The sequence below is a fragment of the Sinorhizobium psoraleae genome, from assembly GCF_013283645.1.
GTDB lineage: Bacteria > Pseudomonadota > Alphaproteobacteria > Rhizobiales > Rhizobiaceae > Sinorhizobium > Sinorhizobium psoraleae.
The window spans coordinates 1,685,343-1,706,874 of sequence record NZ_JABEKV010000001.1; the positions used below are offsets into that span (position 1 = coordinate 1,685,343).

The 21,532-nt window shown below is 63.0% G+C and carries 17 protein-coding genes; 12 read left to right on the top strand and 5 right to left on the bottom strand.

Going from position 1 to position 21,532, the window contains the following annotated elements; translation table 11 throughout:
* Positions 1 to 30: 30 nt before the first annotated feature.
* Positions 31 to 1,527: a hypothetical protein gene (locus ILFOPFJJ_RS07890; protein ID WP_173509959.1), complete on the bottom strand. Its 1,497-nt coding sequence runs from the start codon at positions 1,525 to 1,527 to the stop codon at positions 31 to 33.
* 242 nt (positions 1,528 to 1,769) lie between these two features.
* Between ILFOPFJJ_RS07890 and ILFOPFJJ_RS07895 the strand changes: the two genes are divergently transcribed.
* From ILFOPFJJ_RS07895 to ILFOPFJJ_RS07920, 6 genes are all read left to right on the top strand, one after another.
* Complete coding sequence (locus ILFOPFJJ_RS07895) at positions 1,770 to 2,750, top strand: ABC transporter substrate-binding protein (protein ID WP_173509960.1); 981 nt, start codon at positions 1,770 to 1,772, stop codon at positions 2,748 to 2,750.
* A 7-nt stretch (positions 2,751 to 2,757) separates the two neighbouring features.
* Positions 2,758 to 4,782, top strand: coding sequence for an ABC transporter permease (locus ILFOPFJJ_RS07900; RefSeq protein WP_173509961.1), 2,025 nt, complete (start codon positions 2,758 to 2,760; stop codon positions 4,780 to 4,782).
* Positions 4,770 to 5,825, top strand: a complete 1,056-nt coding sequence (locus ILFOPFJJ_RS07905) for an ABC transporter ATP-binding protein (RefSeq protein ID WP_173509962.1) — start codon at positions 4,770 to 4,772, stop codon at positions 5,823 to 5,825. The genes ILFOPFJJ_RS07900 and ILFOPFJJ_RS07905 overlap by 13 nt, the downstream gene beginning before the upstream one ends.
* A gap of 421 nt (positions 5,826 to 6,246) precedes the next feature.
* Positions 6,247 to 6,855, top strand: a complete 609-nt coding sequence (locus ILFOPFJJ_RS07910) for a glutathione S-transferase family protein (protein WP_173509963.1) — start codon at positions 6,247 to 6,249, stop codon at positions 6,853 to 6,855.
* 303 nt (positions 6,856 to 7,158) lie between these two features.
* Positions 7,159 to 8,865: an HAD family hydrolase gene (locus tag ILFOPFJJ_RS07915; RefSeq protein ID WP_173509964.1), complete on the top strand. Its 1,707-nt coding sequence runs from the start codon at positions 7,159 to 7,161 to the stop codon at positions 8,863 to 8,865.
* Positions 8,866 to 9,087: 222 nt separating this feature from the next.
* Positions 9,088 to 9,588 carry a hypothetical protein gene (locus ILFOPFJJ_RS07920; protein WP_173509965.1) on the top strand — a complete coding sequence of 167 codons (501 nt, stop codon included), beginning with the start codon at positions 9,088 to 9,090 and terminating at the stop codon, positions 9,586 to 9,588.
* Positions 9,589 to 9,672: 84 nt separating this feature from the next.
* On the opposite strand, the gene ILFOPFJJ_RS07925 is transcribed toward ILFOPFJJ_RS07920, so the two are convergent.
* The gene (locus ILFOPFJJ_RS07925; protein ID WP_173509966.1) at positions 9,673 to 9,873 is read right to left on the bottom strand and encodes a hypothetical protein; all 201 of its coding nucleotides are present in this window, start codon (positions 9,871 to 9,873) and stop codon (positions 9,673 to 9,675) included.
* Between the two features lie 278 nt (positions 9,874 to 10,151).
* Between ILFOPFJJ_RS07925 and ftsZ the strand changes: the two genes are divergently transcribed.
* Positions 10,152 to 11,195, top strand: coding sequence for a cell division protein FtsZ (gene ftsZ, locus ILFOPFJJ_RS07930; protein WP_173509967.1), 1,044 nt, complete (start codon positions 10,152 to 10,154; stop codon positions 11,193 to 11,195).
* A gap of 108 nt (positions 11,196 to 11,303) precedes the next feature.
* On the opposite strand, the gene ILFOPFJJ_RS07935 is transcribed toward ftsZ, so the two are convergent.
* On the bottom strand, positions 11,304 to 13,121 hold the full coding sequence (locus tag ILFOPFJJ_RS07935; protein WP_173509968.1) for an adenylate/guanylate cyclase domain-containing protein: 1,818 nt from the start codon (positions 13,119 to 13,121) through the stop codon (positions 11,304 to 11,306).
* A 241-nt stretch (positions 13,122 to 13,362) separates the two neighbouring features.
* Positions 13,363 to 14,697: a PQQ-dependent sugar dehydrogenase gene (locus ILFOPFJJ_RS07940; RefSeq protein ID WP_173509969.1), complete on the bottom strand. Its 1,335-nt coding sequence runs from the start codon at positions 14,695 to 14,697 to the stop codon at positions 13,363 to 13,365.
* Positions 14,698 to 14,889: 192 nt separating this feature from the next.
* Here ILFOPFJJ_RS07940 and ILFOPFJJ_RS07945 point away from each other — a divergent pair, with 192 nt between their 5' ends.
* The 5 genes from ILFOPFJJ_RS07945 to ILFOPFJJ_RS07965 all read left to right on the top strand — a co-directional run bounded on the left by ILFOPFJJ_RS07945 (position 14,890) and on the right by ILFOPFJJ_RS07965 (position 19,800).
* Positions 14,890 to 16,032 (top strand): TRAP transporter substrate-binding protein, encoded by a 1,143-nt coding sequence (locus ILFOPFJJ_RS07945; protein ID WP_173509970.1) that lies wholly within the window; start codon positions 14,890 to 14,892, stop codon positions 16,030 to 16,032.
* A gap of 113 nt (positions 16,033 to 16,145) precedes the next feature.
* Positions 16,146 to 16,814 (top strand): TRAP transporter small permease subunit, encoded by a 669-nt coding sequence (locus ILFOPFJJ_RS07950; protein WP_173509971.1) that lies wholly within the window; start codon positions 16,146 to 16,148, stop codon positions 16,812 to 16,814.
* Positions 16,811 to 18,553 (top strand): TRAP transporter large permease, encoded by a 1,743-nt coding sequence (locus tag ILFOPFJJ_RS07955; RefSeq protein WP_173509972.1) that lies wholly within the window; start codon positions 16,811 to 16,813, stop codon positions 18,551 to 18,553. Before ILFOPFJJ_RS07950 ends, ILFOPFJJ_RS07955 begins: the two co-directional genes overlap by 4 nt.
* Positions 18,554 to 18,643: 90 nt before the next feature.
* Entirely contained in the window at positions 18,644 to 19,234 is a 591-nt protein-coding gene (locus ILFOPFJJ_RS07960) for an ankyrin repeat domain-containing protein (protein WP_173509973.1), read from the top strand.
* A 44-nt stretch (positions 19,235 to 19,278) separates the two neighbouring features.
* Positions 19,279 to 19,800 (top strand): YHS domain-containing (seleno)protein, encoded by a 522-nt coding sequence (locus ILFOPFJJ_RS07965; RefSeq protein ID WP_173509974.1) that lies wholly within the window; start codon positions 19,279 to 19,281, stop codon positions 19,798 to 19,800.
* A 281-nt stretch (positions 19,801 to 20,081) separates the two neighbouring features.
* Here the strand turns inward: ILFOPFJJ_RS07965 and ILFOPFJJ_RS07970 are convergent, their stop codons facing one another.
* Positions 20,082 to 21,320 (bottom strand): MFS transporter, encoded by a 1,239-nt coding sequence (locus ILFOPFJJ_RS07970; RefSeq protein ID WP_173509975.1) that lies wholly within the window; start codon positions 21,318 to 21,320, stop codon positions 20,082 to 20,084.
* Between the last annotated feature and the right edge of the window lie 212 nt (positions 21,321 to 21,532).

Here is a 21,532-nt window from a genome sequence, read left to right on the forward strand (position 1 = left end):
GAGACGCTGCCCTTGTCAGACACGTGTGTATTAAGTCTCGGCTGTGTGGGGCTCTTGTGAGTTCACCCAGCGTAGTTCACCCACTGACTGCTCCCAAGTCCGCAGGCTATTAATGCGGCCTTCACCTGAAATTGGTTGCATGCCCGATGTGCTGAGGTCGTATACCGCGCACATTGCTGCTAATGCGGTCACGACTGGTGCAACGAGGGGGTTTTGAAAGCTGACGTGGGCTCTGCCATGCGCCGCAGTATTTCGTAGCCCGTGTGCGGCGTTTGCTATCAATTTACAGTCATCCAAACTGAGCAAATGCTGTAGTTTTTCGGACAGGTGTCGAAGTCGAGCAGGAAGGCTTGAACGTCGGAGAACTGAAAGAGCATTTTGAATGCGTTCTCCGGACACTGGAATGTTGTCCCGTACTGCGATGCTTAGCGCGCCTGCGGCCATGTCTTTGATATGCTTCTTCGATACATCGCTACCCTGATCCAATTCGGGCAGGCTTTCTATGGCGGCACACAGCCGAAGCACGTTTTCAATGTCTGACCGGCGATGCATATCGCGAATGACCCGACCTAACACCGCGCGAAACTGTCGGCGTTCATCTTGCTTCTCTAGCCATCCTCTCATTGCCGTGGCCAGTTTCTGACGCTCATTCCATCGATTATAGGGGATGTAGGCGGGATGAAGGCCCCGCAGTTCGCTATTTTTGGATGGCTCTTCTGACACAGGAAGGTACACGTGAGCGGGAGATTGTTCGCCTTTATCTGCGCGAGTGGAAATGGCCTCTACCGGCATAGGTTCCATGGCGATTTGTACGAAGAAATTTTGCCATTCCCACACGGCGTCAAGCGCCTGATCGAGATTGACAGGCTCATCGAACGAAATCTGCGCCACTGGGTCTACCTGAATTTCGATGTTCCCCCATCCCAAGCCTCTTGAATGGCCACCGAACCCAATTTCATAACAGCGGGTATGCAGGCGAAATTTGAAAGCTCTGGGAACACGATGCGTGATGTAAAGCGCGCCTGGATGGAAAAGTTCGTCTTTTCGTTCAGTGCCGCCAAATTCGGCGCTAAGCCACTCTGCGTTCGATTTTCTAAGCGCTAGAAGCGCCTTCATCAATTCAGGCGGTGCGCGCCAGAGGTCTTGAAATTCAATGTGCTCATAATGAAAAAAATGCTTCAATCCTACGAGCTTAAAACCTATGAATTTTACTTCTTTAAGATTTTTGCGTTGTCCAATAACAACGACGTTTGGATATATATGCGTTTCGGCTTTTCGGTTGTGGCTGTGAGTTGAATGCTTTGTTTCAATCGCATTGTGCAAAAGAAGAATGTCGCCATTTGCAGCTTCGACAGTTACGTCGAACCACCCGTTTGCGCCCTTTTTGTGCCAATAGGGATTGTCCCCAGACAGCACTAGCAGGCTTTCTGGGCCATTGAGATTTATTACACCTGCAAGGTCAGGATCATCCGCTGCTCTGACGCCTATTGCTCTAAATTTTCTGCGTATTTCTTCAAACGTTCTCATCGAAATTACCTCGGTGCGAAGATAAATGAAACATCGTCGTTGTCACGACGATTGAGATGTTTTCCGGATATTTCTCAAATGCCCTTGCCTCAGAGATGCAGGCACCCCTGAAAGACAGGCGCCCAAGCGACCATTGTTAGCGCTCAGCGGCCTCCCACTCCGCCAAGCGGCCCCTGTCACATCCCTGTAAAACACCCGCTCTATCCCTCGGCACCATCTTTCTCCCACCGAGGGCAAATCCCATGAAAACGCTTCTCTCCGCCGCTGCCGCAGCGCTTGTCGCCGGCCTTCTCTCCACCGCGGCTTATGCCGAAAGCCTGGTGCTTTATACCAGCCAGCCGAATGAGGATGCGCAGGCGACGGTGGATGCGTTCGAGGCGGCTAACCCCGGCGTCGAGGTCGAGTGGGTGCGCGAGGGGACGACGAAGATCATGGCCAAGCTGATGACCGAGATCGAGGCCGGCAATCCGGTGGCGGATGTGCTTCTGATCGCCGATACGGTGACGATGCAGCGGCTGAAGGAGGGCGGGCATCTGCTTCCCTACAAGTCGCCCGAGGCGGCGGGCTATGATGCCGCGCTCTATGATGCGGACGGCGCCTATTACTCGACCAAGATGATCACCACCGGCATCGTCTACAACACGTCCGCCGCGATGAAGCCGGAAGGCTGGCAGGATCTCGCCAAGCCCGAGGCCAAGGGCCTCGTCACCATGCCGAGCCCGCTTACTTCAGGTGCTGCGCTGATCCATGCAGAGACGCTCGCCGCCATTCCTGGCCTCGGCTGGGATTATTACAAGGCGCTTGCCGAAAACGGCGCGACGGCCGCCGGCGGCAATGGCGGCGTGTTGAAGGCGGTTGCGACCGGCGAGAAGGCCTATGGCATGCTCGTCGATTTCATGGCGATCCGCGAGAAGGCCAAGGGCGCGCCGGTGGAATTCGTCTTCCCGGCCGAGGGCGTTTCCGCCGTCACCGAGCCGGTCGGCATTTTGAAGACCGCGAAGAACGTCGACGCCGCGAAGAAATTCGTCGATTTCCTCATCTCCGAGGAAGGCCAGAAAGTTGCGGTGAAGATGGGCTATATCCCGGCTCGCAACGGCGTGGCGCTGCCGGAAGGCTATCCGGCCCGCGAGACGATCAAGGTGCTGCCGGTCGATGCCGCCGCCGCGGTCAAGAATTCCGAAGCGGACCTCAAAACCTTCTCCGGCATTTTCGGGACGAACTGATCGGCTGATGACACGAGCGGACGAGATCGCCCGCAGCCGGCGCGCGAGCGCCCCGGTGGAATCCGACGCGGAAGGCGGCTCCGGCTTCAAGTTGCTGGAGCCGCCTCGACGGTTTCTGTCGAGGGCGCGGCGCTCGGGCCCATTGCGGTTTCTCTTCGGCGGCGGGGAGGCGGCGGAAAGCCGGCCTCCCCAAACGACTCCCGCAAAACTGCCCGGCGAGTTGACGCGCGCGTTACGCGGCGTCGAACTGCCGGCAATGCCTCACCTTACGGAAGGTGACTCCCTCAAGGCGAGGTCGCCGGGCGGCGGCCGGGGAGGGCGCTGGTTCGCCTTCCGCTGGCGCAAGCGGCGGGTGTCGTCCGGCGGCGAGCCGGCCTGGCTGCTGCCCTTCGTGCTCTGTGCGGTGCTGCTGCTCTCGGTGCTGCCGCTTGCCCGCCTTACGGGGGCGGGTTTCAGCGGGCTTGTCGAAGGGCAGGCGGCACGGCTGATCTTCGAGCCGGCGACCTTCGCGGCGCTTCGCAACACGCTTGTCACCGCTACCGGCGGCATGGTCGTCTCGCTCCTCCTCGGTTCGCTCTTCGCCTTCGCGATGGCGCTCACCGATATCAGGGGAAAGCTGATTTTGAGCTTCGCCTTCATGCTGCCGATGATGATCCCGCCGCAGGTGACGGCGCTTGCCTGGGTGGAGATGTCCGGGCCGGCGAGCCCGTTGCTCAAGCCGCTGGGGCTGGCGCCGCCGCTCGGCAGCCCGCAGCCGCTCTATTCGCTTTCCGGCATCGCTCTTCTTTTGGGCGTGCAGCATGCGCCGCTCGTCTTCCTGGCGCTCAAGGCCGGGCTTGCGGCAAGCCCGCGCGACGGCATCGAGGCGGCGCGGCTTTCGGGTGCAGGGCCGTTCCGGGTCTTCCGCGATATCGTGCTGCCGCTTGCCTTTCCGGGGCTGATTGCCGGCGGGGCGATCGCCTTCGTCTCCGGCATCGGCAATTTTGGCATTCCGGCGATCCTCGGCATTCCGGCCGGTATCGAGACGCTGCCGACGCTGATCTTCAGCCGGCTTGCGAGTTTCGGTGCCGCCACCTTCGGCGAGATCGCGCTGATCTCGACGCTGATCGCGGCGATCTCCGCCGCTGGGCTCATCGTACAGCAGCGCGCCCTTCAAGGCCGCGACTATCGCCTGATCGGCCATTCGGGTGCGCGCGCCGCCTTCGCGCTCGGGCGCTTGCGCATCGCTCTCGAAGCGCTGCTCTGGTTGGCGCTGGCTCTGGTGCTGGTCGCGCCCCTCCTGGCGCTCATCGCAAGCTCGCTGGTGCCGGCCTATGGGGTGCCGCTCAATTTCAAGACCGTGTCGCTCAGCGCCTATGGCGAAATCCTCTTCCGCCAGTCGATCACGCTGACGGCGCTCAAGAATTCGGCCTTCCTCGCCTCGGCCGCAGCACTCGGGCTGCTCGTCGTCACCGTGCCGGCCGCCTATCTGCTGACGCGGCGGAAGGGCGCGCTCGCCAACCTCATCGCGATCCTGATCGAGGTTCCCTATGCGCTGCCCGGCATCGTGCTCGCCGTCGCCTTCATCCTCACCTTCGCGGCACCGCTGCCGGTCGTCGGTGTCTCGCTCTACGGCACGATCTGGATCATTCTCGTCGCCTATTTCTCCTCCTTTCTCGCCGTCAGCCTGAAGCCTGTCATGAGCGCGTTTCTCCAGATGGACCCCTCGCTCGAGGAGGCGGCAAGGCTTGCCGGCGCGGGCTTCTTCCGCCGTATGCGCGACGTGCTGCTGCCGCTGATCGCGCCGGCGGCCGGGGCCTCGATCATCCTCGTCTTGCTGATCGCGGCGAACGAGCTCACCGTCTCGGCGCTGCTCTGGTCGGCGGGTACGCAGACGCTCGGCGTCGCGATCTTCAATCTCGACGATAGCGGCTCGTCCGATCTCGCCTCGGCGCTTTCGGTGCTCGTCGTCGTCCTGGTAATCGCGCTGATGGCGGCGCTCGAATTTTTCGCAAAGTACCTGCCGGAGGGCGTGCTGCCGTGGCGCAACTGATCCTCAACCACCTGACGAAGGATTTTGGCGGTGGCAGGCCGGCGGTCGCCGACGTTTCCCTCGCGCTGCGCAAGCAGGCCTTCCTGGCGCTCCTCGGCCCTTCCGGCTGCGGCAAGACGACGGTGCTCAGGATGATCGCCGGCTTCGAGCAGCCGACGGACGGCTCGATCTCCTATGGCGAGCGGCGGCTTTCGGATGCCGAGCGCGCGCTGCCGCCGGAAAAGCGCAACATGGCGATGGTATTCCAGTCCTATGCGCTCTGGCCGCATATGACGGTCGCGGAAAATGTCGGCTATCCCTTGAAGGTGAGGGGGATTTCCGGTGCGGCCTGGCAGAAGCTCGTGGGCGAAGCGCTGTCGCTGGTCAAGCTCACCGAGCTTGCCGAGCGGCGGCCGGCCGCACTTTCCGGCGGCCAGCGCCAGCGGGTGGCGCTCGCCCGCTGCCTCGTCACGCAGCCGGACGTGGTGCTGCTCGACGAGCCGCTCGCCAATCTCGACCAGCATCTGAGAAAGTCGATGGAGGAGACTTTCCGCGCCTTCCACGAGCGCTCCGGCGCCACCATGGTCTATGTCACCCACGATCAGGCCGAGGCGATGGCGCTTGCGACCGATGTCGCAGTGATGTCGGAAGGCCGGCTTTTGCAGGTGGCGCCGCCGGCGGAGATCTATGCAAGGCCCGAGGGCCGCGTGGTCGGAGGACTGATCGGCCGCGGCAGCATTTTGCGGCTGCCGGTGGCGGAGAGCGGCCAAAGGCAACTCGGCTGGCCGGTGCTGCGCGAGGCGCTGGGGTCGCGCGATGCAATTGGTGCGACCGGCGGGCTGCCTGCCGACGTGCCGCTTACCGACGTGCTGGTTAGGCCGGAATACGTCCACCGCGGCACCGACGGACTTCTGATGCGTGTCATGTCCTGCGTCTTCGAAGGCGAGCGTTTCGCCCTCGACCTTGCGCTTGGCGATGGCCAGCGGCTGAAGGCGTTCAGCAGCGTGGCGATCGCGGAGGGGCAGGCGGTGCCCTTCGTGATTGCGAGTGGCTGGCGGCTTTGAGGCTGGCGGTGGTGGCGCCACACATACACACTCGACGGTGGTCGCAGTCCGCTGACCAGCGGCTAACCACGCGTACCTCATTCCTGTGCTCGTCACAGGAATCCAGCGCGCCCAAGTCCTTGGGCGCGGGAGAATCCGTAGGGCCGACGGTCGAACGTTTTGGGCCGTGCGCGGTGGGTTGGCCGGTGTTTCCTCCGCCGCACATGCTGAAAGCGGGTCATTCATGGCGCGGACGCGCCGTGGCTGGACTCCTGTGACGAGCACAGGAGTGAGGGAGGTTTGGGAAGGCGCCGGCCCGCATCGCCGGCGTTTTCGCATGCGCGGATGTTTTGCAAAACCAGATACAAACTAGAACCGGTTGTCTTTTGCAATCAATGTTGCCATAATGCTCATCATGATCGACCAAACAAGGGAGGCAACAATGAAGCTCTACCAGGGCATAGGACCGAACTCCTACCGCGTGCGCATCTTCATGGCGGAGAAGGCCGTCACGCTGCCGATGGCGGACATCGATTTCTTCAAGGGCGAGCATAAGTCGCCGGAATTCCTGAAGCTCAATTCACTCGGCCAGATTCCGGTGCTGGAACTCGACAACGGGACGATCATCACCGAAAGCGTCGCGATCTGCCGCTACCTCGAGGAGACGCATCCCGAGCCGCCGCTGTTCGGGACCGACGCGGTCAGCCGCGCCAAGGTCGAGATGTGGAACCGGCGGGCGGAACTGGTGATCTTCGCCACGATCGGCAATGTCGCGCTGCACACCGAAGAATTTTTCAAGGATCGCCTCACGCAGTTTCCGGCATTCGCAGAGACCGAGCGGCAGGCGGTGCCGAAGAAATGGGCCTGGCTCGACCGCGAGCTTGCCGACGGCCGGTCGTTCCTTGCCGGCGACAGTTTCTCGATCGCCGATATCACCGCCGGCGTCTGCGGCTGGCTGGGCGAAGCCTTTGGTATGGAAATCCCGGCGTCGCTCACAAACGTGCAGCGCTGGAACGAGCGGGTCAGGAGCCGCCCGAGCTGGAACGCGTGAGCGGCGAAACGCAACGGCATTCGAAACTTTGAAACTGAGCAATTCCGGACGGAAGACCGTTGCATACTTTCCTGGAATTGCTCTGGCTCGCAGGTCGGCTCCACGCCTCTGTCGGCCGCCCTTGCGGCGGGTTCAGCCGTTTTGGCGCCGAACATTCCCTGAACAAAAGCGGCGTCCGCTCATGCCCGGGAACCAGCGTCTGGCTCGCACGTTCGGTTTGTCCGGGAGATCGACGGCGACGGCCAGGAACATGCGCGCCAGGAACATGCGCGTTTGACGGCCGGGAAGAGAGGCGGCGAGCAAATGTATGTCATGGCCCTTGCGACAGATTATGATGGCACCCTGGCCGAGGACGGTGTCGTCAGGCCGGAAACCCTCGAGGCCCTGAAAAGGCTGAGGGCGACCGGCCGCAAGCTCCTCCTCGTCACCGGCCGCGAGCTGCCGGACCTCAAGCGCGTCTTCCCCCATACGGACCTCTTCGACAGGGTCGTCGTGGAGAACGGCGCCTTGCTCTATTCGCCCGATACCGAGGAGGAGCGGCTGCTTGCGCCCGCGTCGCCGCCGGAATTCGTCGCGCGCCTGCGGCAGAAAGGTGTCGAGGAAATATCGGTCGGGCGGTCCATCGTCGCCACCTGGGAGCCCCATCAGGCCACGGCCCTCGAGGCGATCAACGAGCTTGGCCTCGAACTCGAGATCATTTTCAACAAGGGCGCGGTGATGGTGCTTCCGAGCGGCGTCAACAAGGCGACCGGTCTGAAATCGGCGCTCGAGGAGATGCAGCTTTCCTTCCTGAACGTCGTGGCGGTAGGCGATGCGGAGAACGATCACGCGCTCCTGAGAACCTGCGGGTGCGGTGCAGCTGTCACGAACGCCCTGCCTTCGCTCAAGGAAACGGCCGATCTCGTCCTTGAAGGCGCGCGGGGCGCAGGCGTGGAGGAGTTGATCGGGCAGATTATTGAGCTCGATTATGCGCTCTGCGCCAATGCGCGTCACCAGGTGCCGATCGGCGAGGACGACGACGGGACGGTCGAAATCGGGCCGCCGGATGTCCTGCTGATCGCCGGAAGCTCCGGCATCGGCAAGTCGACGCTGGCAACGGCTCTTTCGGAGCGCATGCGGGAGCGGCATTGCCAGTTCTGCGTTTTCGATCCTGAGGGCGACTACGAGGGTCTCGAGGGCGCCGTGACCTTGGGCAGCAGTTCGGCGACACCCACCGACAGCGAGGTGCTGGAGCTCCTCGCCAATCCGGAGGACAACGTCGTGGTCAATGCGCTCGGCTTCGAGGTTGAGGAGCGGCCGGCGTTCTTCGCCGAACTCATGCCGGGCCTTTCGGCGCTTCGGGCCAAAACCGGCAGGCCGCACTGGCTGATCATCGACGAGGCCCATCACCTCATGCCGGCATCACGCGACAGTGCCTCGCTTGCGCTTTCGGACGACCGCTCGGGCATGATCATGATCACCGTCCATCCGGATGCCGTTTCTCCCGACGCGCTTGCGGCAGTCACCGCCGTCGCAGCGCTCGGCCCCAAGGCGCGCGAGGTGATCGAGGCTCTTTGCACGACCGTCGGCGAAGCGCCGCCGGACGGCCTCGACGAGCCGCAGGAGGAGGACGAGGTTCTTTTCTGGCAACGCTCGACCGACGCGCCCGTGCGCCGCATCCGGGTCGAGAAACCGAGGCAGACCCGCAAGCGCCACACGCGGAAATATGCCGAAGGCCATATGGACGAACAGACAAGCTTCTATTTCCGCGGGCCGAAGAACGAAATGAACCTGCGCGCCCACAATCTGATGATGTTCCTGCAGATTGCCGAAGGAATCGACGACAAGACCTGGGAGCATCATCTGCGTGCCGGGGACTATTCGAAATGGTTCGAGGAGCGCATCGGCGATCCGGACCTAGCAGCGGAAGCCGCCGGCATCGAAGAGGACCGCGCACTCTCGCCCGCCGAGAGCCGCGACAGGATCGCCGAGGCCGTACGCCGTCGCTACACCGCACCCGCATTGGGGTAGAACTGATCTCGGCCCATGGGCGACGTTTTTGGCGTTCAAATCCCCACGTCACCACGAACGCCAAGCGCTGGAACGAGCGGGTCAGGAGCTGTCCGAGCTGGAATGCGTGAGTGATTTCATGCGTCGCGGCAGGCACGTGGTTGAAGCATTCGCAAGATGTTAATTCAGCACAAGTACAACTCCGCGACGACCGAGGCTGAGACTGTGCTGATGATAACAAGAATGCCCGATTTTCGACGTGACGTGCTCGCAGCGGCCCTGCTGTCCGGCGTTCTTTACGGTACACCTGTCCCCGCCCAGGAACTTCAGAAGTTGAGTGGCATGGCTATGCTCACCGGCACCTGCGAACGTCTTGTTATGGGTGGTGACGACTTGTCGGGTCTTTGCGGCGGCAAAGTCGTCCAGTCGATCTATAGCACCGTTCGGACCGGATTTACCGTCGTGATGGGCGAAAAAGGGGCGGTGACTTTCAGCGGGATCGAGGGCGCGAAGCCGGACGCCGATACCCAATTACAGAGCTTGGATGGGATTATTCTGAATCTCGGGGTAGAGGGAACACCGCCAAGCTCTCAGGCCGTTACGGGCAGTTGCACCTATGGCAATCCGTTTAAACGGCCGGCGACGATCAGTTGTCAGGGCGTCGACGCGAACAAGGAGGAATACCTCCTGCAGTTCACGTCAGATGGGGGCCCTCCGATCATGAGATATTTCGATCAGGAATAGCTACTGCAATTCAAAAAGCTACAGCGTCCTTTGCGCGTCTGATGAGACGCGCGGCGCTGTAGTAAGCGGTTGAAACGAGAGGCTCTACCGCTTCGACTTCGGCTTCTGCTTCGTTCCTGCACTCTTGCCGTCAGAGCTTTTGGAGCGCTCGTCGAACCGTTCGGCGCCTTTGCGGAGATCGGACCCTTTCTGCGCTTCCACCTTCTGCTCTTCTTTCGCGGTGCTCTTGTGCAAGCCGCGAGCGGATCGTTTGCCCTTTTCGGTAGGGGCCTGATCGACACCCATTGCAGCTACTCCTCCACTGACTATGTGCCATCCGAACGTACGGGGAATGTGCTTGTTCCCTTTGCTGGGGCCATCCTTCCGCGCTTTGACAAGCCGCACTGCGTTTCGCCTGCCCATCCACGTAGCTGTGGACTTGCCTCGTTTTTGCCGTTCTTGCCTTCTCCGTGGCCTTTTTGAGTTCCTAAAATGACTGACTGATTCGCGCCCGCACCGCTTTCGTCGCAGTTTCCGGGGACGGACAAGCCTTTCAACCGCGGAACTGCCCAAGGAGAAGAGCCATGACAGAGTACAAGAAGCCGATCATCACGGAGATGCGTCCGAAAATCACTGTCATCGGTGTCGGCGGCGGTGGCGGCAACGCCATCAACAACATGATCGCGGAAGAGCTGCAGGGCGTCGATTTCATCGCCGCCAACACTGACGCGCAGGCGCTTTCGATGTCGAAGGCGGAGCGGCGCATCCAGCTCGGCGCGGCCGTGACCGAAGGCCTCGGCGCCGGCTCGTTGCCCGATATCGGCAACGCCGCGGCACAGGAATCGATCGACGAGATCATGGATCATCTGGGCGGCACGCATATGTGCTTCGTCACCGCCGGCATGGGCGGAGGCACGGGCACGGGGGCGGCGCCGGTCATCGCGGAGGCAGCACGCCGCGCCGGCATCCTGACGGTTGCGGTGGTCACGAAGCCCTTCAGCTTCGAGGGCAAGCGGCGGATGCAGACGGCGGAGCAGGGCATCGAGCGGCTGCGCGAGAGCGCCGACACCGTCATCGTCATCCCCAACCAGAACCTCTTCCGCATCGCCGACGCCAAAACCACCTTCGCCGATGCCTTCATGATCGCGGACCGGGTGCTCTATTCGGGGGTCAGCTGCATCACCGACCTGATCGTCAAGGAAGGCCTGATGAATCTCGACTTCGCCGATGTGAAGACGGTGATGAAGGGCATGGGCCGGGCGATGATGGGAACGGGCGAGGCGACCGGAGACAACCGCGCGATGATGGCGGCCGAAGCGGCGATCGCCAACCCGCTGCTCGACGAAGTCTCGATGCGCGGCGCCAAGGGCGTGCTGGTCTCGATCTCCGGCGGCATGGACATGACGCTGTTCGAGGTCGACGAGGCGGCCACCCGCATCCGCGAGGAGGTCTATGACGAGGCCGACATCGTCGTCGGCGCGATCTTCGACCGCACGCTCGACGGTACCTTCCGCGTGTCGGTGGTGGCAACGGGCCTCGACAGCCCGCGCATGGCCGGCGACATGCAGGGCCAACCCGAGATGGCCAACGGCCAGCCGGCACAGATGCCATCGCGCACGCTGCAATAAGTCTGCGAAAGCCGTCGCACGCTATCCGTGGAATTGCTTAGGCGGGGGAGCCGGAGAAGCAGGGGGTGCAAGGCGAGCCTTCTCGTCCCGCAGCTTCTCCGGCACTGCCTATCCCGGCAAGCCGGCGCGCTCGAGGTCGGTGGCGAAGCGGTCGATGAAGTGTTCCGGCATGGCCGGGACGCCGCCGAAATAGAATTCGGCTCGTGCTTTTTCGATCGTCATCTCCGGCCGGAACTTGAGAAGCTCGGTGAGCGCCGCAGGTGCCGCCTCGGCGTTGCCTTGGGCGCCGACGACTGCCGTCAGCACCATTGCCGGCCAGAAGGTGGTGTTTTCCTGCCTGAGCGATGCGCGGGCGGCGGCTTCGGCTTGCGTGAGCCGGCCCGACTGGTAATGCGCGATCGCCAGCATGTTGTGAAACGTCCAGAGGTGCGGATCGCGCGGGCTCAGCCGGAACGCCTCGTTGATTTCGGCGATGCCTTCCTCCGGGCGTTCGACGTAGCAGAGTGCCTGCCCGAGGGCGAAATGGCCCTGGGCAAAGCTCGCGTCGAGCTCGAGCGCATTGCGCAGGTGGGTGATGCCGCGTTCCGGCTGGCCGCGCAGAGCCAGCGCCCGGCCGAGGGCGACATGGGCGGCGGGCTCGCGGCTGTCGAGGGCGATTGCGCGTTCCGCGAGCCGGATGGCGTCGGCGATCCGCGCGCCGCGCTCGTCCATCGCGCCATACCAGCCGAGCTGGATGTGCACATAGGCGAGGCGCGCATAGGCCTGCGCGAATGTCGGGTCGACGCTCACCGCGCGTTCGAAGAGGTCCTTGGCGATCTTCAGGTCGTCCAGATTGAACTTGTAGAGATGCCAGAGACCTTTGAGGTAGATGTCCCAGGCATCCATGTCGGCGGCGGTCTGCCCGCGAAGGGCAGCAAATTCGATGATGCCGAGTTCGGGCTGGACCGTGCCGGTGATCTGGCCGGCGATCTCGTCCTGAAGCACGAACAGGTCGTCAAGCGTCCGGTCGTAGCGTTCCGCCCAGAGAAGAGTGGCACTGTCTGCGCGCAGAAGCTGGGCGGTGATGCGGATGCGGTCGCCCGAGCGCCGGATGCTGCCTTCGATCACGTATTTCACGCCGAGCTCCTCGGCGGCCTTCCTTATGTCCACGGGCTTGCCCTTGTAGGCGAAGGAGGAATTGCGGGCGACGACGTGCAGCCACCGGCAGCGCGCGAGCGTGTGGATGAGCTCTTCGGTGAAGCCGTCGGCAAAATGCTCCTGTTCGTCGACGCTGGACATGTTGATGAACGGGAGCACCGCGATCGACGGCCGCTTGCGATCGGGGAGGGTGCGGGCGGCGTGAGCGGATGGGGGCTGGTCGCACTGGTCGTCTTCACCGAACCGAGGCGCCGCCGCGGTGCTGCCGGGCGCTGCGTCCGGCATCCAGCGCCAGACGCGAACGGGGTGGCGAATGTCGTGGAGCGTGCGGCGGCCGAGATCGGTCAAAGGAAAATCGAGCTTCGCCCCGATATGGTCGTGGACCTGTTGCGAGATGCAGATGCCGCCGGGCGGGGCGATCTCCTGAAGCCGCGCGGCGACGATGACGCCATCGCCGTGGATGCTGTCGTCTTCTACGATGACGTCGCCTAGGTGGATGCCGATCCGCAGGTGCATGTGGCGGTCGGAGTCTGCGGTTTGATTGCGCCCGAGCATTGCCCGCTGGATCTCGAGCGCCGAGGTGACCGCGCCGAAGACGCTCGGAAATTCGGCGAGCAGGCCGTCGCCGATCTGCCGGACGACCCGCCCGCCATGTCCGGCGATCGCCGGGAGAATGACCTCCGTCTGGTGAGCCTTCAGCGCCGCGAAGGTGCCGGCCTCGTCAAGCCGCATCATTCGGCTATAGCCGGAAAAATCAGCATCCAGGATTGCTGCCAGCCGTCGCTTCATGCGCCCCGTCTCCTACAGCGCGGTCGCGTATTTCAGACGCACTAAGATCGCTGTAGCACTTTGAATTGCTGCGGAAGAGTAGCAATCGCGGAATTGAGAGTCCATGAAGACGGCCGGCGGCGCAGGGCCTTTCATTCGATCAGCGGTAGCCGGACCGCTGTGGCTAAACCAGACCGCGCTCCGGTCCGTCGGCGTCCGTCGGATGAGAGAATTCACGGCTGCGTCTTACGCGTTGAACCCGCTAGCGCCCGTTTGCCGGCGTCACGCGCCAGATGACGTTGCCGACGTCGTCGGCCACCAGCAAGGCGCCTTTCTTGTCGATCGCCACGCCGACCGGGCGCCCCAGCGCCTTGTCGTCGGTGTCGATGAAGCCGGTCAGGACGTCCTTCGGCGGGCCGGCGGGTTTGCCGTCGCGGAAGGGCACGAAGATCACCTTGTAGCCGCTGCGCACGCTGCGGTTCCACGAGCCATGCTGGCCGACGAAGGCGCCGTTGGCGTAGTCCGGCCCGAGCCGCGCGCCGGCCGCGAAGGTCAGCCCCAGCGAGGCAGTGTGAGCGCCGAGCGCATAATCGGGCTTGATCGCCTTCTCGACGAGGTCCGGGCGCGGCGGCTTGACGCGCGCGTCGACGTTCTGGCCGAAATAGCTGTAGGGCCAGCCGTAGAAGCCGCCATCACGCACGGAGGTCATGTAGTCCGGCACCAGGTCGTCGCCGAGTTCGTCGCGCTCGTTGACGGCGACCCAGAGCCTGCCGTCGTCTGGATTCCAGGTAAGCCCGTTCGGGTTTCTCAGGCCCGAGGCGAAGACCCGTGTGCGGCGGGTCGCCGCGTCGACCTCGAGAACGGCGGCGCGATTTTCCTCCGCGGCCATGCCGTTTTCCCCGACATTGCTGTTCGATCCGACGGTGACATAGAGCTTGCTGCCGTCGCGGCTGGCGATGACATCCTTGGTCCAGTGATGGTTGAGGTCTCCTGCGGGCAGGTCGACGATCTTTTCGGGAGTTGCCGTCATTCGCGTCAGGCCGTCGGAGTAGGGGAAGGCGACGAGGGCATCGGTGTTCGCGACGTAAAGCCTGCCTCTGGAAAGTGTCATGCCGAAGGGGGAGTTCAGGCCCTCGATGAAGGCACTGCGCTGATCGGCGACACCGTCGCCATTGGTGTCACGCAAGAGTGTGATGCGGTTAGCGCTCGGGGTGGCGGCACCGGCGCGCTTCTGGGCCTGGTCCGTGAAGACCTTCTTTATGCTGAAATATTCGTCGTGCTTGGCGGGAGCATTGCTTTCGGCGACCAGCACGTCGCCGTTCGGCAGCACATGCAGCCAACGGGGATGGTCGAGGTCGCCGGCGAAGGCGTTCACCTTCAGCCCGCTTGCCGTCTTCGGCTTGGCGCCATTTGGCCAACCCTTGGCCTCGGCGATGTTGACCGTCGGTATCAGCGTGCTGCTGGGCGCCGGCAAAGTCGGGTCGGGGCCGTAGCCGCCGCTTTGCTCCGCGCGTCCTTGCGCCGAAACGCCGGCGCAAGCCGCGACGAGCGCACCGGCGAGGACGGTAGCTGCAATTCCAATCGCACCGGTTTTCATCTTGCGTCCTTCGAGCGGAATATTCGTGCCGCACTCGCATCGTCTCACGAGACTTCGATCCGCTCCAGCTTCTTTCTCACGCGCTCCTAACGGCGGTGTCCGGCCATCGTTCCCTGCAATCTTTGCGCGGGGCGTCATTAGGAGTATTCTTAAATGCTTAGGCGAAAAAGCCTATGTTTTCGGGAGGAAAAGATGAAACGCAGAACCCAGACCGGGGGGAGGACGTCGCGTCGCAAATTCCTGAGTGGCGCAGCAATGGCCGGGGCGGCGATGGTCGCTGCACCGAGCATCGTCAAGGCACAGGGGCCCATGAACATGCGCTGGCAGAGCACATGGCCCTCCAAGGACATCTTTCACGAATTCGCGCTCGATTTCGCCAAGAAGGTCAACGACATGACCGGCGGGGACCTCAAGATAGAGGTGCTGCCGGCGGGTGCGGTGGTGCCGGCCTTCGGCCTGCTGGACGCCGTCTCGGAAGGGACGCTCGACGGCGGCCACGGTGTTCTCGTCTATCACTACGGCAAGCAGACGGCGCTGGCGCTGTGGGGCTCCGGCCCGGGCTTCGCCATGGATGCCAACATGCTGCTCGCCTGGCACAAATACGGCGGCGGCAAGGAACTGCTTGCAAAACTTTATGAATCGATCGGCGCCAATGTGGTGTCGTTCCCCTATGGACCGATGCCGACGCAGCCGCTCGGCTGGTTCAAGAAGCCTGTTGCCAAGGCCGAGGATATCCAGGGGCTCAAGTTCCGCACCGTCGGCATCTCGATCGACGTCTTCACCGGTCTCGGTGCCGCCGTCAATGCGCTGCCGGGCGGCGAAATCGTCGCGGCTCTGGACCGCGGCCTGCTCGACGCGGCCGAGTTCAACAATGCCTCGTCCGACCGGGTGCTCGGTTTCCCGGACGTCTCGAAGATCTGCATGCTGCAGAGCTATCACCAGAACGCCGAACAGTTCGAGATCCTGTTCAACAAGCCCAAATATGACGGCCTGCCTGACCAGATGAAGGCGATCATCACCAATGCGGTTGAGGCAGCATCGCAGGACATGCACTGGAAGGCGATCGACCGCTATTCGAAAGACTATGTCGAGATGCAGACGAAGGACCAGGTCAAGTTCTACAAGACCCCGGAGGCTATCCTGAAAAGGCAGCTCGAGGTTTACGACGAGGTCGTGAAGAAGAAGGCTGGAGAAAACCCGCTGTTCAAGGAGATCCTCCAGTCCCAGATCGCCTTCGCCGAGCGGGCGACGCGATGGGAACAGGATACCGTCGTCGGCCGGCGGCTGGTCTTCGACCATTACTTCGGCCAGGAGGGCGTGGCCAAGGAGCTTTAGCTCGACAAGGCCTCGGGCTGCTGGGCCCGAGGCCGCAAACATCACCGATTCCAATGAGATAGAGCGGTGATGCGGCCACGGCCGTGTCTGCCGCCGCCGGTGGGAGGCGCGGGGTGAACGTCCAGCATTTTCTCCTGAGGGTCGATGCGATCAGCGTTTGGGTCGGGAAGGCTTCGGCCTGGCTGATCATCGGCCTGATGACGCTCGTCTGCGTCGAGGTCTTCAAGCGCTACATCATGAACATGCCGACGGCGTGGATCTTCGATGCCAGCAACATGTTCTACGGCACGCTGTTCATGCTCGCCGGCGCCTATGCGCTGGCGCAGAACGCCCATGTGCGCGGCGATTTTCTCTATAGTTCGCTCAGGCCCCGCACGCAGGCGGCGCTCGACCTTTTGCTCTACATCCTCTTCTTCCTGCCCGGCGTCGCGGCCCTGATCTATGCCGGCTATGACTATGCGGCGCTGTCCTGGCGGATCGGGGAGCATTCGACGGTGACGGCGGAAGGACCGCCGATCTATTATTTCAAGACAGTCATTCCGATAGCGGGCGCGCTCGTGATGCTGCAGGGGCTCGCCGAGATCGCTCGCTGCGTCGAGTGTCTCAGGACCGGGGAATGGCCGAGCCGGCTGCGCGATGTCGAGGAGATCGACGTCGTCGCCGAGCAGCTCGCGCACAGCGAATATGTCGACGAGGAAGCCCGCGAGGCGGCGATCGAGCGGGCGCAGAACATCGAAAAGGCGGCCCGGCAACGGGGCATGGGGGGAGAGGCCGAAACGTGAGCGATCCGTTCCTTGGACTGGCGATGCTGGTGCTCATCATCGTCGTCATCATCATGGGCTTCCCGACCGCCTTCACGCTGATGGGGCTCGGCATGCTCTTCGGCTTCTATGCCTTCTACAATCCGGCCGAGCACTGGATCGACAACCGCGTCTTCGACCTGATGGTCCAGCGCACCTATGGGGCGATGACCAACGATGTGCTGATTTCGATCCCGCTCTTCGTGCTGATGGGCTACGTGATGGAGCGTGGGGCGCTGGTCGACAAGATGTTCTACAGCATCCAGCTCTCCTTCCGGCGGGTGCCGGCGTCGCTCGCCGTCGCGACGCTCATCGTCTGCACCTTCTGGGGCATTGCCAGCGGCCTTGTCGGCGCCGTCGTGGTGCTGATGGGCGTCATCGCCATGAACCCGATGCTGCGCGCCGGCTACGACGTCAAGCTCGCCTCGGGAGTGATCACCGCCGGCGGCACGCTCGGCATCCTCATTCCGCCCTCGGTGATGATCATCGTCTATGCGGCGGTGGCAGGGCAGTCGGTGGTCAAGCTCTATGCCGCCACGATGTTTCCCGGCTTCTTCCTGTCGCTTCTCTATCTTGCCTATATTCTCGGCTGGGCGGCGATCAATCCGAAGATCGCGCCGGCTCTGCCCGAGGAGCAGACGCGGGTTCCTGTTGCCTCCTGGATGCCCCGCTTTCAGGCAGCCTATTCGCCAAACATGCTGGCCGGGCTTTTCAACGCCCTGATCTCGCCGTCGAAGGCGATGGCGCTCGATACCGGGGAGGGGCGGCTCACCTATTGGCGGCTCGTCAAGAATTTCGGCGCGGCGCTGGTGCCCTTCTCGCTGACGGCCTTCACGCTCGCGCTCGTGTGGTGGTATGCCGTCATCCATCCGCAGGCCTCCGCCGAGACGGAGGCGCCGGAGGGGCTGGAGCAACTCGGCGCGCCGGCGGCGGATGCGGGCCCGGCCGCGGTCGACGGGCCGGCGACCAGTTTCTACGTGTCCTTCGGCATTGCCGCCGCGATCGCCGCCGTGGTGCTCATCCGCTACTATCGCAACATGAGCGCGGAGCGGCTGCAGGTGATGAAGATGCTCGTCTCCTCCGTCTTGCCGCTCGCCATCCTGACGGTCGTCGTGCTTGCGGTCATCCTGTTCGGCATCACGACCGCGACCGAATCCGCGGCTGTCGGCGCCGCCGGTGCCTTCCTGCTGGCGTTTCAGGCGCGCACGCTCAACTGGAAACGCACCAAGGAAGCAGTGTTCCTGACGGCTAAGACCACGGCCATGGTGTGCTGGCTCTTCGTCGGCTCGGCGCTCTTCTCCGCCGTCTTCGCCATTCTCGGGGGACAGGCGCTGATCGAACAATGGGTGCTGGCGCTCGATCTCACGCCCGTGCAGTTCATGATCCTGTCGCAGGCGATCATCTTCATTCTCGGCTGGCCGCTCGAATGGACCGAGATCATCATCATCTTCGTACCGATCTTCCTGCCGATGCTGAGGCACTTCGACATCGACCCGGTTCTCTGGGGCGTGCTCGTCTTCGTCAACCTGCAGGCGGCCTTCCTGTCGCCGCCGGTCGCGATGTCCGCCTATTACCTGAAGGGCGTCTCGCCGCCGCATGTCACCTTGAACCAGATCTTCGCCGGCATGATGCCCTACATGCTGATCGTCATCCTCTGCATGGTCCTCATGTATCTCTGGCCCGGCATGACGCTCTGGCTACCCGAGTATCTCTACGGCTGAGAGGGACCCGCGCAATTCTTGCCTCGCCTGACGGGGGTGTGGTAGTTTGACTACTTTCCGCCCATGGGGAGAACGAAGATGGCGCGGAGCATGTCGTATCTTGTTTCCGTCGTTCTTGGTGCCATGCTTTCGGCCTCGGCCGTCGTGGCAGGGCCGCTGCACGACGCGGCGAGGGAAGGCGACGTCGGACGGGTCAAGGAACTCATCGACAAGGGCGCCAAGGTGGCGGAACCGGACGATACCGGCGAGCCCGCATTGCTGATCGCGGCGCTTGCCGGAAAGAGCGATGTCGTGATGCTTCTCCTGGAGCGGGGCACCGACATCGAGATCCGCAACAAGGGTGGGCTGACCGCACTGCACGCGGCCGCCTATGGCGGAAATCTCGAGGTCGTGAAACTGCTCGTCGAGAAGGGCGCGGCGGTCAACGACGACAAGAATTTCTACAGGATGACGCCGCTTCATGCGGCGGCCGAGGAGGGCCACGCGGACGTGGTTGCTTTTCTGCTCGCCAACAAGGCGGTGGTCGAAGCGAAGGAAAGAAACGGCTACACGCCTCTGACCCAGGCGGGGTGGCGCGAGCACTGGGATGCCGCCGGCCTGCTGCTCAAGGCGGGTGCCGCCTGCCAGGGCGCCGATCTTGTCGGCAAATGGCTCTACGACGAGTGCACCAAGCGGAAATGACGCTCGCCACTAAGCGGACAACGGTCGGAATTCGGAGAACTGTCATGACGAACTATCAAGGAAAATGCGGGGTGCGGATTGCCCTCGCGCTCGGCGCGGCGACCATCCTCTTCTCCTCTGGAGGGGTTGCGAGCGCCGAAAACCTCGTCAACACCGGCTATTTCGGCGACGTCGCCATCAAGGGTTACGACCCGGTCGCCTATTTCACAGAGAACAAGGCGGTCGAGGGATCGCCGCAATATTCGCACCGCTGGCTTGGCGCGACCTGGCATTTCGCCAGCGCCGAACATCGCGACCTTTTCATGCGCGAGCCCTCGAAATACGCCCCGCAATATGGCGGCTATTGCGCCGATGGCGTCTCCTTCGGGACGGTCACCACCAATATCGACCCGAAGGCGTGGCGCATCATCGACGGCAAGCTCTACATCAGCTACGACCCGGGTGCGGCCGACGGCTTTGAAAAGAACCCGAGCAAGGTCGTCGACTCGCAGAAACACTGGTCCGAGGTGCAGCAGACGCTGGTCAGCGAAAAGCTGCAGACGAACTGGCAGGCCAGCGCCAAGTGAGGCGCCACGAAGCGCGAAAGCGCTGCGCCGCGCCGATCGCGCTACGGCAAGGCTTCTCCTATCCTCATTCCTGTGCCCTGTCACAGGAATCCAGCCAGCCCAAGTCCTTGGGCTGAAAGGCTCTTCCGCGCCGCAGACGCGGCGCTGCTGGATCCCTGTGACAAGCACAGGGATGAGGGCGACACACGCGTCAGCCGACCCCATTACCTTACTGTCGTGTACTGTGGCGTCTGAAAGCGGCCGCGACACACTCTGTGCGCGGCCGAGCGAGTTCGCTATCCTCACGCGGGCAAAGGCGCCGGCTCGGCCTTTGCCTTGGGGAAGGGCCTGAAGGTCAATGCGATCAGGAAGGCGCCGATTCCGATGCCCCAGGCGCCGATATAGAGCCAACCGTAACTGGCGAAGGTGTCGTAGATCAGGCCTCCCGCCAAGGGACCGGTCGCCATGCCGAGACTGCCGGCCATTGCCGTTCCGCCGATGACGGTGCCCATCATGCGCAGTGGAAAGTTCTCGCGCGCAATCACGGCGTACAGCGGCATGACGCCGGCGTAGATGAAGCCGAACACCGCCGCCACGGCATAAAACGCGCCAAGGTCGCGCACGAAGAAATAGGCCAAGGCGCCGAACGCCTGCAGCAGCAGCCCCGAGACCAGAACGCGTTTGGCGCCGAACCGGTCTCCGAAAAGACCGAAGGCGACGCGGCCGCCCATGCCCGCCAGGCCCTCCACGCTGTAGATCGAGACCGCCGCGATCATCGGAATGCCGCAGCTTATCGCGTAGCTCACCGTATGGAAAATCGGGCCAGAGTGCGTGGCGCAGCAGAAGAAGTTCGTCAGAAACAGGATGATGAACTGCGGCGACCTCATCGCCTGTCCGACGGACATGGCGGATTGCTGCTCTCCATCCGGAGAAGCGACGGCGTTTGGACCTTCGAGAGCGGGCGGGCGGCGTACGAGCAGCGCGACCGGGATCATCACGGCTCCGGCGAGGGCGGCGATGATCAGGAGCGACGTTCTCCAATCATAGATGGTGACGAGCCAGGCGGCGAAGGGAGACATGGTCATGGGCGCCATGCCCATGCCGGCCGATACGAGTGAGACGGCAAGGCTGCGGTGCGTGTCGAACCAGCCGGTCACGCAGGCCATCATCGGGGCAAAGATCGCCGCGGTCGCGCCACCGACAGCCAACCCGAAGACGAGTTGAAACTCGATAAGGGAGGTCGCCTGGCTTGCCAGAGCCAGCGCTGCGGCCAAGACAGCCGAGCCGATCGACACGACCACGCGAGGCCCCCAGCGGTCCGACAGAGTACCCCAGATCATGCTTGCCAGGGCCATGGCGACAAACCCGATGGTCATGGCACTGGATACGCCCGTGACCGACCATCCGGTATCCCGGGAGATGGGCACGAGAAAAACCGGCAGTGAAAACATGGCGCCTATTGCGATGCAGCCCAACAGGCCACCGGCGGCAACAATCACCCAGCGATATGAACTTTGTGTCTGAAACTCAGCGTGCGACATGAGACTACCTCGTGGCAAAATTGGCGGCGACGTTCCTCCAAGACGAACGAGCCGCGTGCAAAACGACACGCCTGCCGAAAAATCTTGCACGACAGCGCCGCGCGGCTTTTGAGACGCGCAGAAATCGCTGTGGCACTTTGAAAGGGACTGCGGCTTTCACCATGGCCGCGGCTTGCCGCGACCGGGGATCGTTATCTGCGCCCGGAGCGGGT

What these genes read in the sequence shown, in the direction of transcription:
- ILFOPFJJ_RS07890 (WP_173509959.1), bottom strand. Translation starts at nt 1,527, where the DNA reads ATGAGAACGTTTGAAGAAATACGCAGAAAATTTAGAGCAATAGGCGTC.
- ILFOPFJJ_RS07895 (WP_173509960.1), top strand. Translation starts at nt 1,770, where the DNA reads ATGAAAACGCTTCTCTCCGCCGCTGCCGCAGCGCTTGTCGCCGGCCTT.
- ILFOPFJJ_RS07900 (WP_173509961.1), top strand. Translation starts at nt 2,758, where the DNA reads ATGACACGAGCGGACGAGATCGCCCGCAGCCGGCGCGCGAGCGCCCCG.
- ILFOPFJJ_RS07910 (WP_173509963.1), top strand. Translation starts at nt 6,247, where the DNA reads ATGAAGCTCTACCAGGGCATAGGACCGAACTCCTACCGCGTGCGCATC.
- ILFOPFJJ_RS07915 (WP_173509964.1), top strand. Translation starts at nt 7,159, where the DNA reads ATGTATGTCATGGCCCTTGCGACAGATTATGATGGCACCCTGGCCGAG.
- ILFOPFJJ_RS07920 (WP_173509965.1), top strand. Translation starts at nt 9,088, where the DNA reads ATGCCCGATTTTCGACGTGACGTGCTCGCAGCGGCCCTGCTGTCCGGC.
- ILFOPFJJ_RS07925 (WP_173509966.1), bottom strand. Translation starts at nt 9,873, where the DNA reads ATGGGTGTCGATCAGGCCCCTACCGAAAAGGGCAAACGATCCGCTCGC.
- ftsZ (WP_173509967.1), top strand. Translation starts at nt 10,152, where the DNA reads ATGACAGAGTACAAGAAGCCGATCATCACGGAGATGCGTCCGAAAATC.
- ILFOPFJJ_RS07935 (WP_173509968.1), bottom strand. Translation starts at nt 13,121, where the DNA reads ATGAAGCGACGGCTGGCAGCAATCCTGGATGCTGATTTTTCCGGCTAT.
- ILFOPFJJ_RS07940 (WP_173509969.1), bottom strand. Translation starts at nt 14,697, where the DNA reads ATGAAAACCGGTGCGATTGGAATTGCAGCTACCGTCCTCGCCGGTGCG.
- ILFOPFJJ_RS07945 (WP_173509970.1), top strand. Translation starts at nt 14,890, where the DNA reads ATGAAACGCAGAACCCAGACCGGGGGGAGGACGTCGCGTCGCAAATTC.
- ILFOPFJJ_RS07960 (WP_173509973.1), top strand. Translation starts at nt 18,644, where the DNA reads ATGTCGTATCTTGTTTCCGTCGTTCTTGGTGCCATGCTTTCGGCCTCG.
- ILFOPFJJ_RS07965 (WP_173509974.1), top strand. Translation starts at nt 19,279, where the DNA reads ATGACGAACTATCAAGGAAAATGCGGGGTGCGGATTGCCCTCGCGCTC.
- ILFOPFJJ_RS07970 (WP_173509975.1), bottom strand. Translation starts at nt 21,320, where the DNA reads ATGTCGCACGCTGAGTTTCAGACACAAAGTTCATATCGCTGGGTGATT.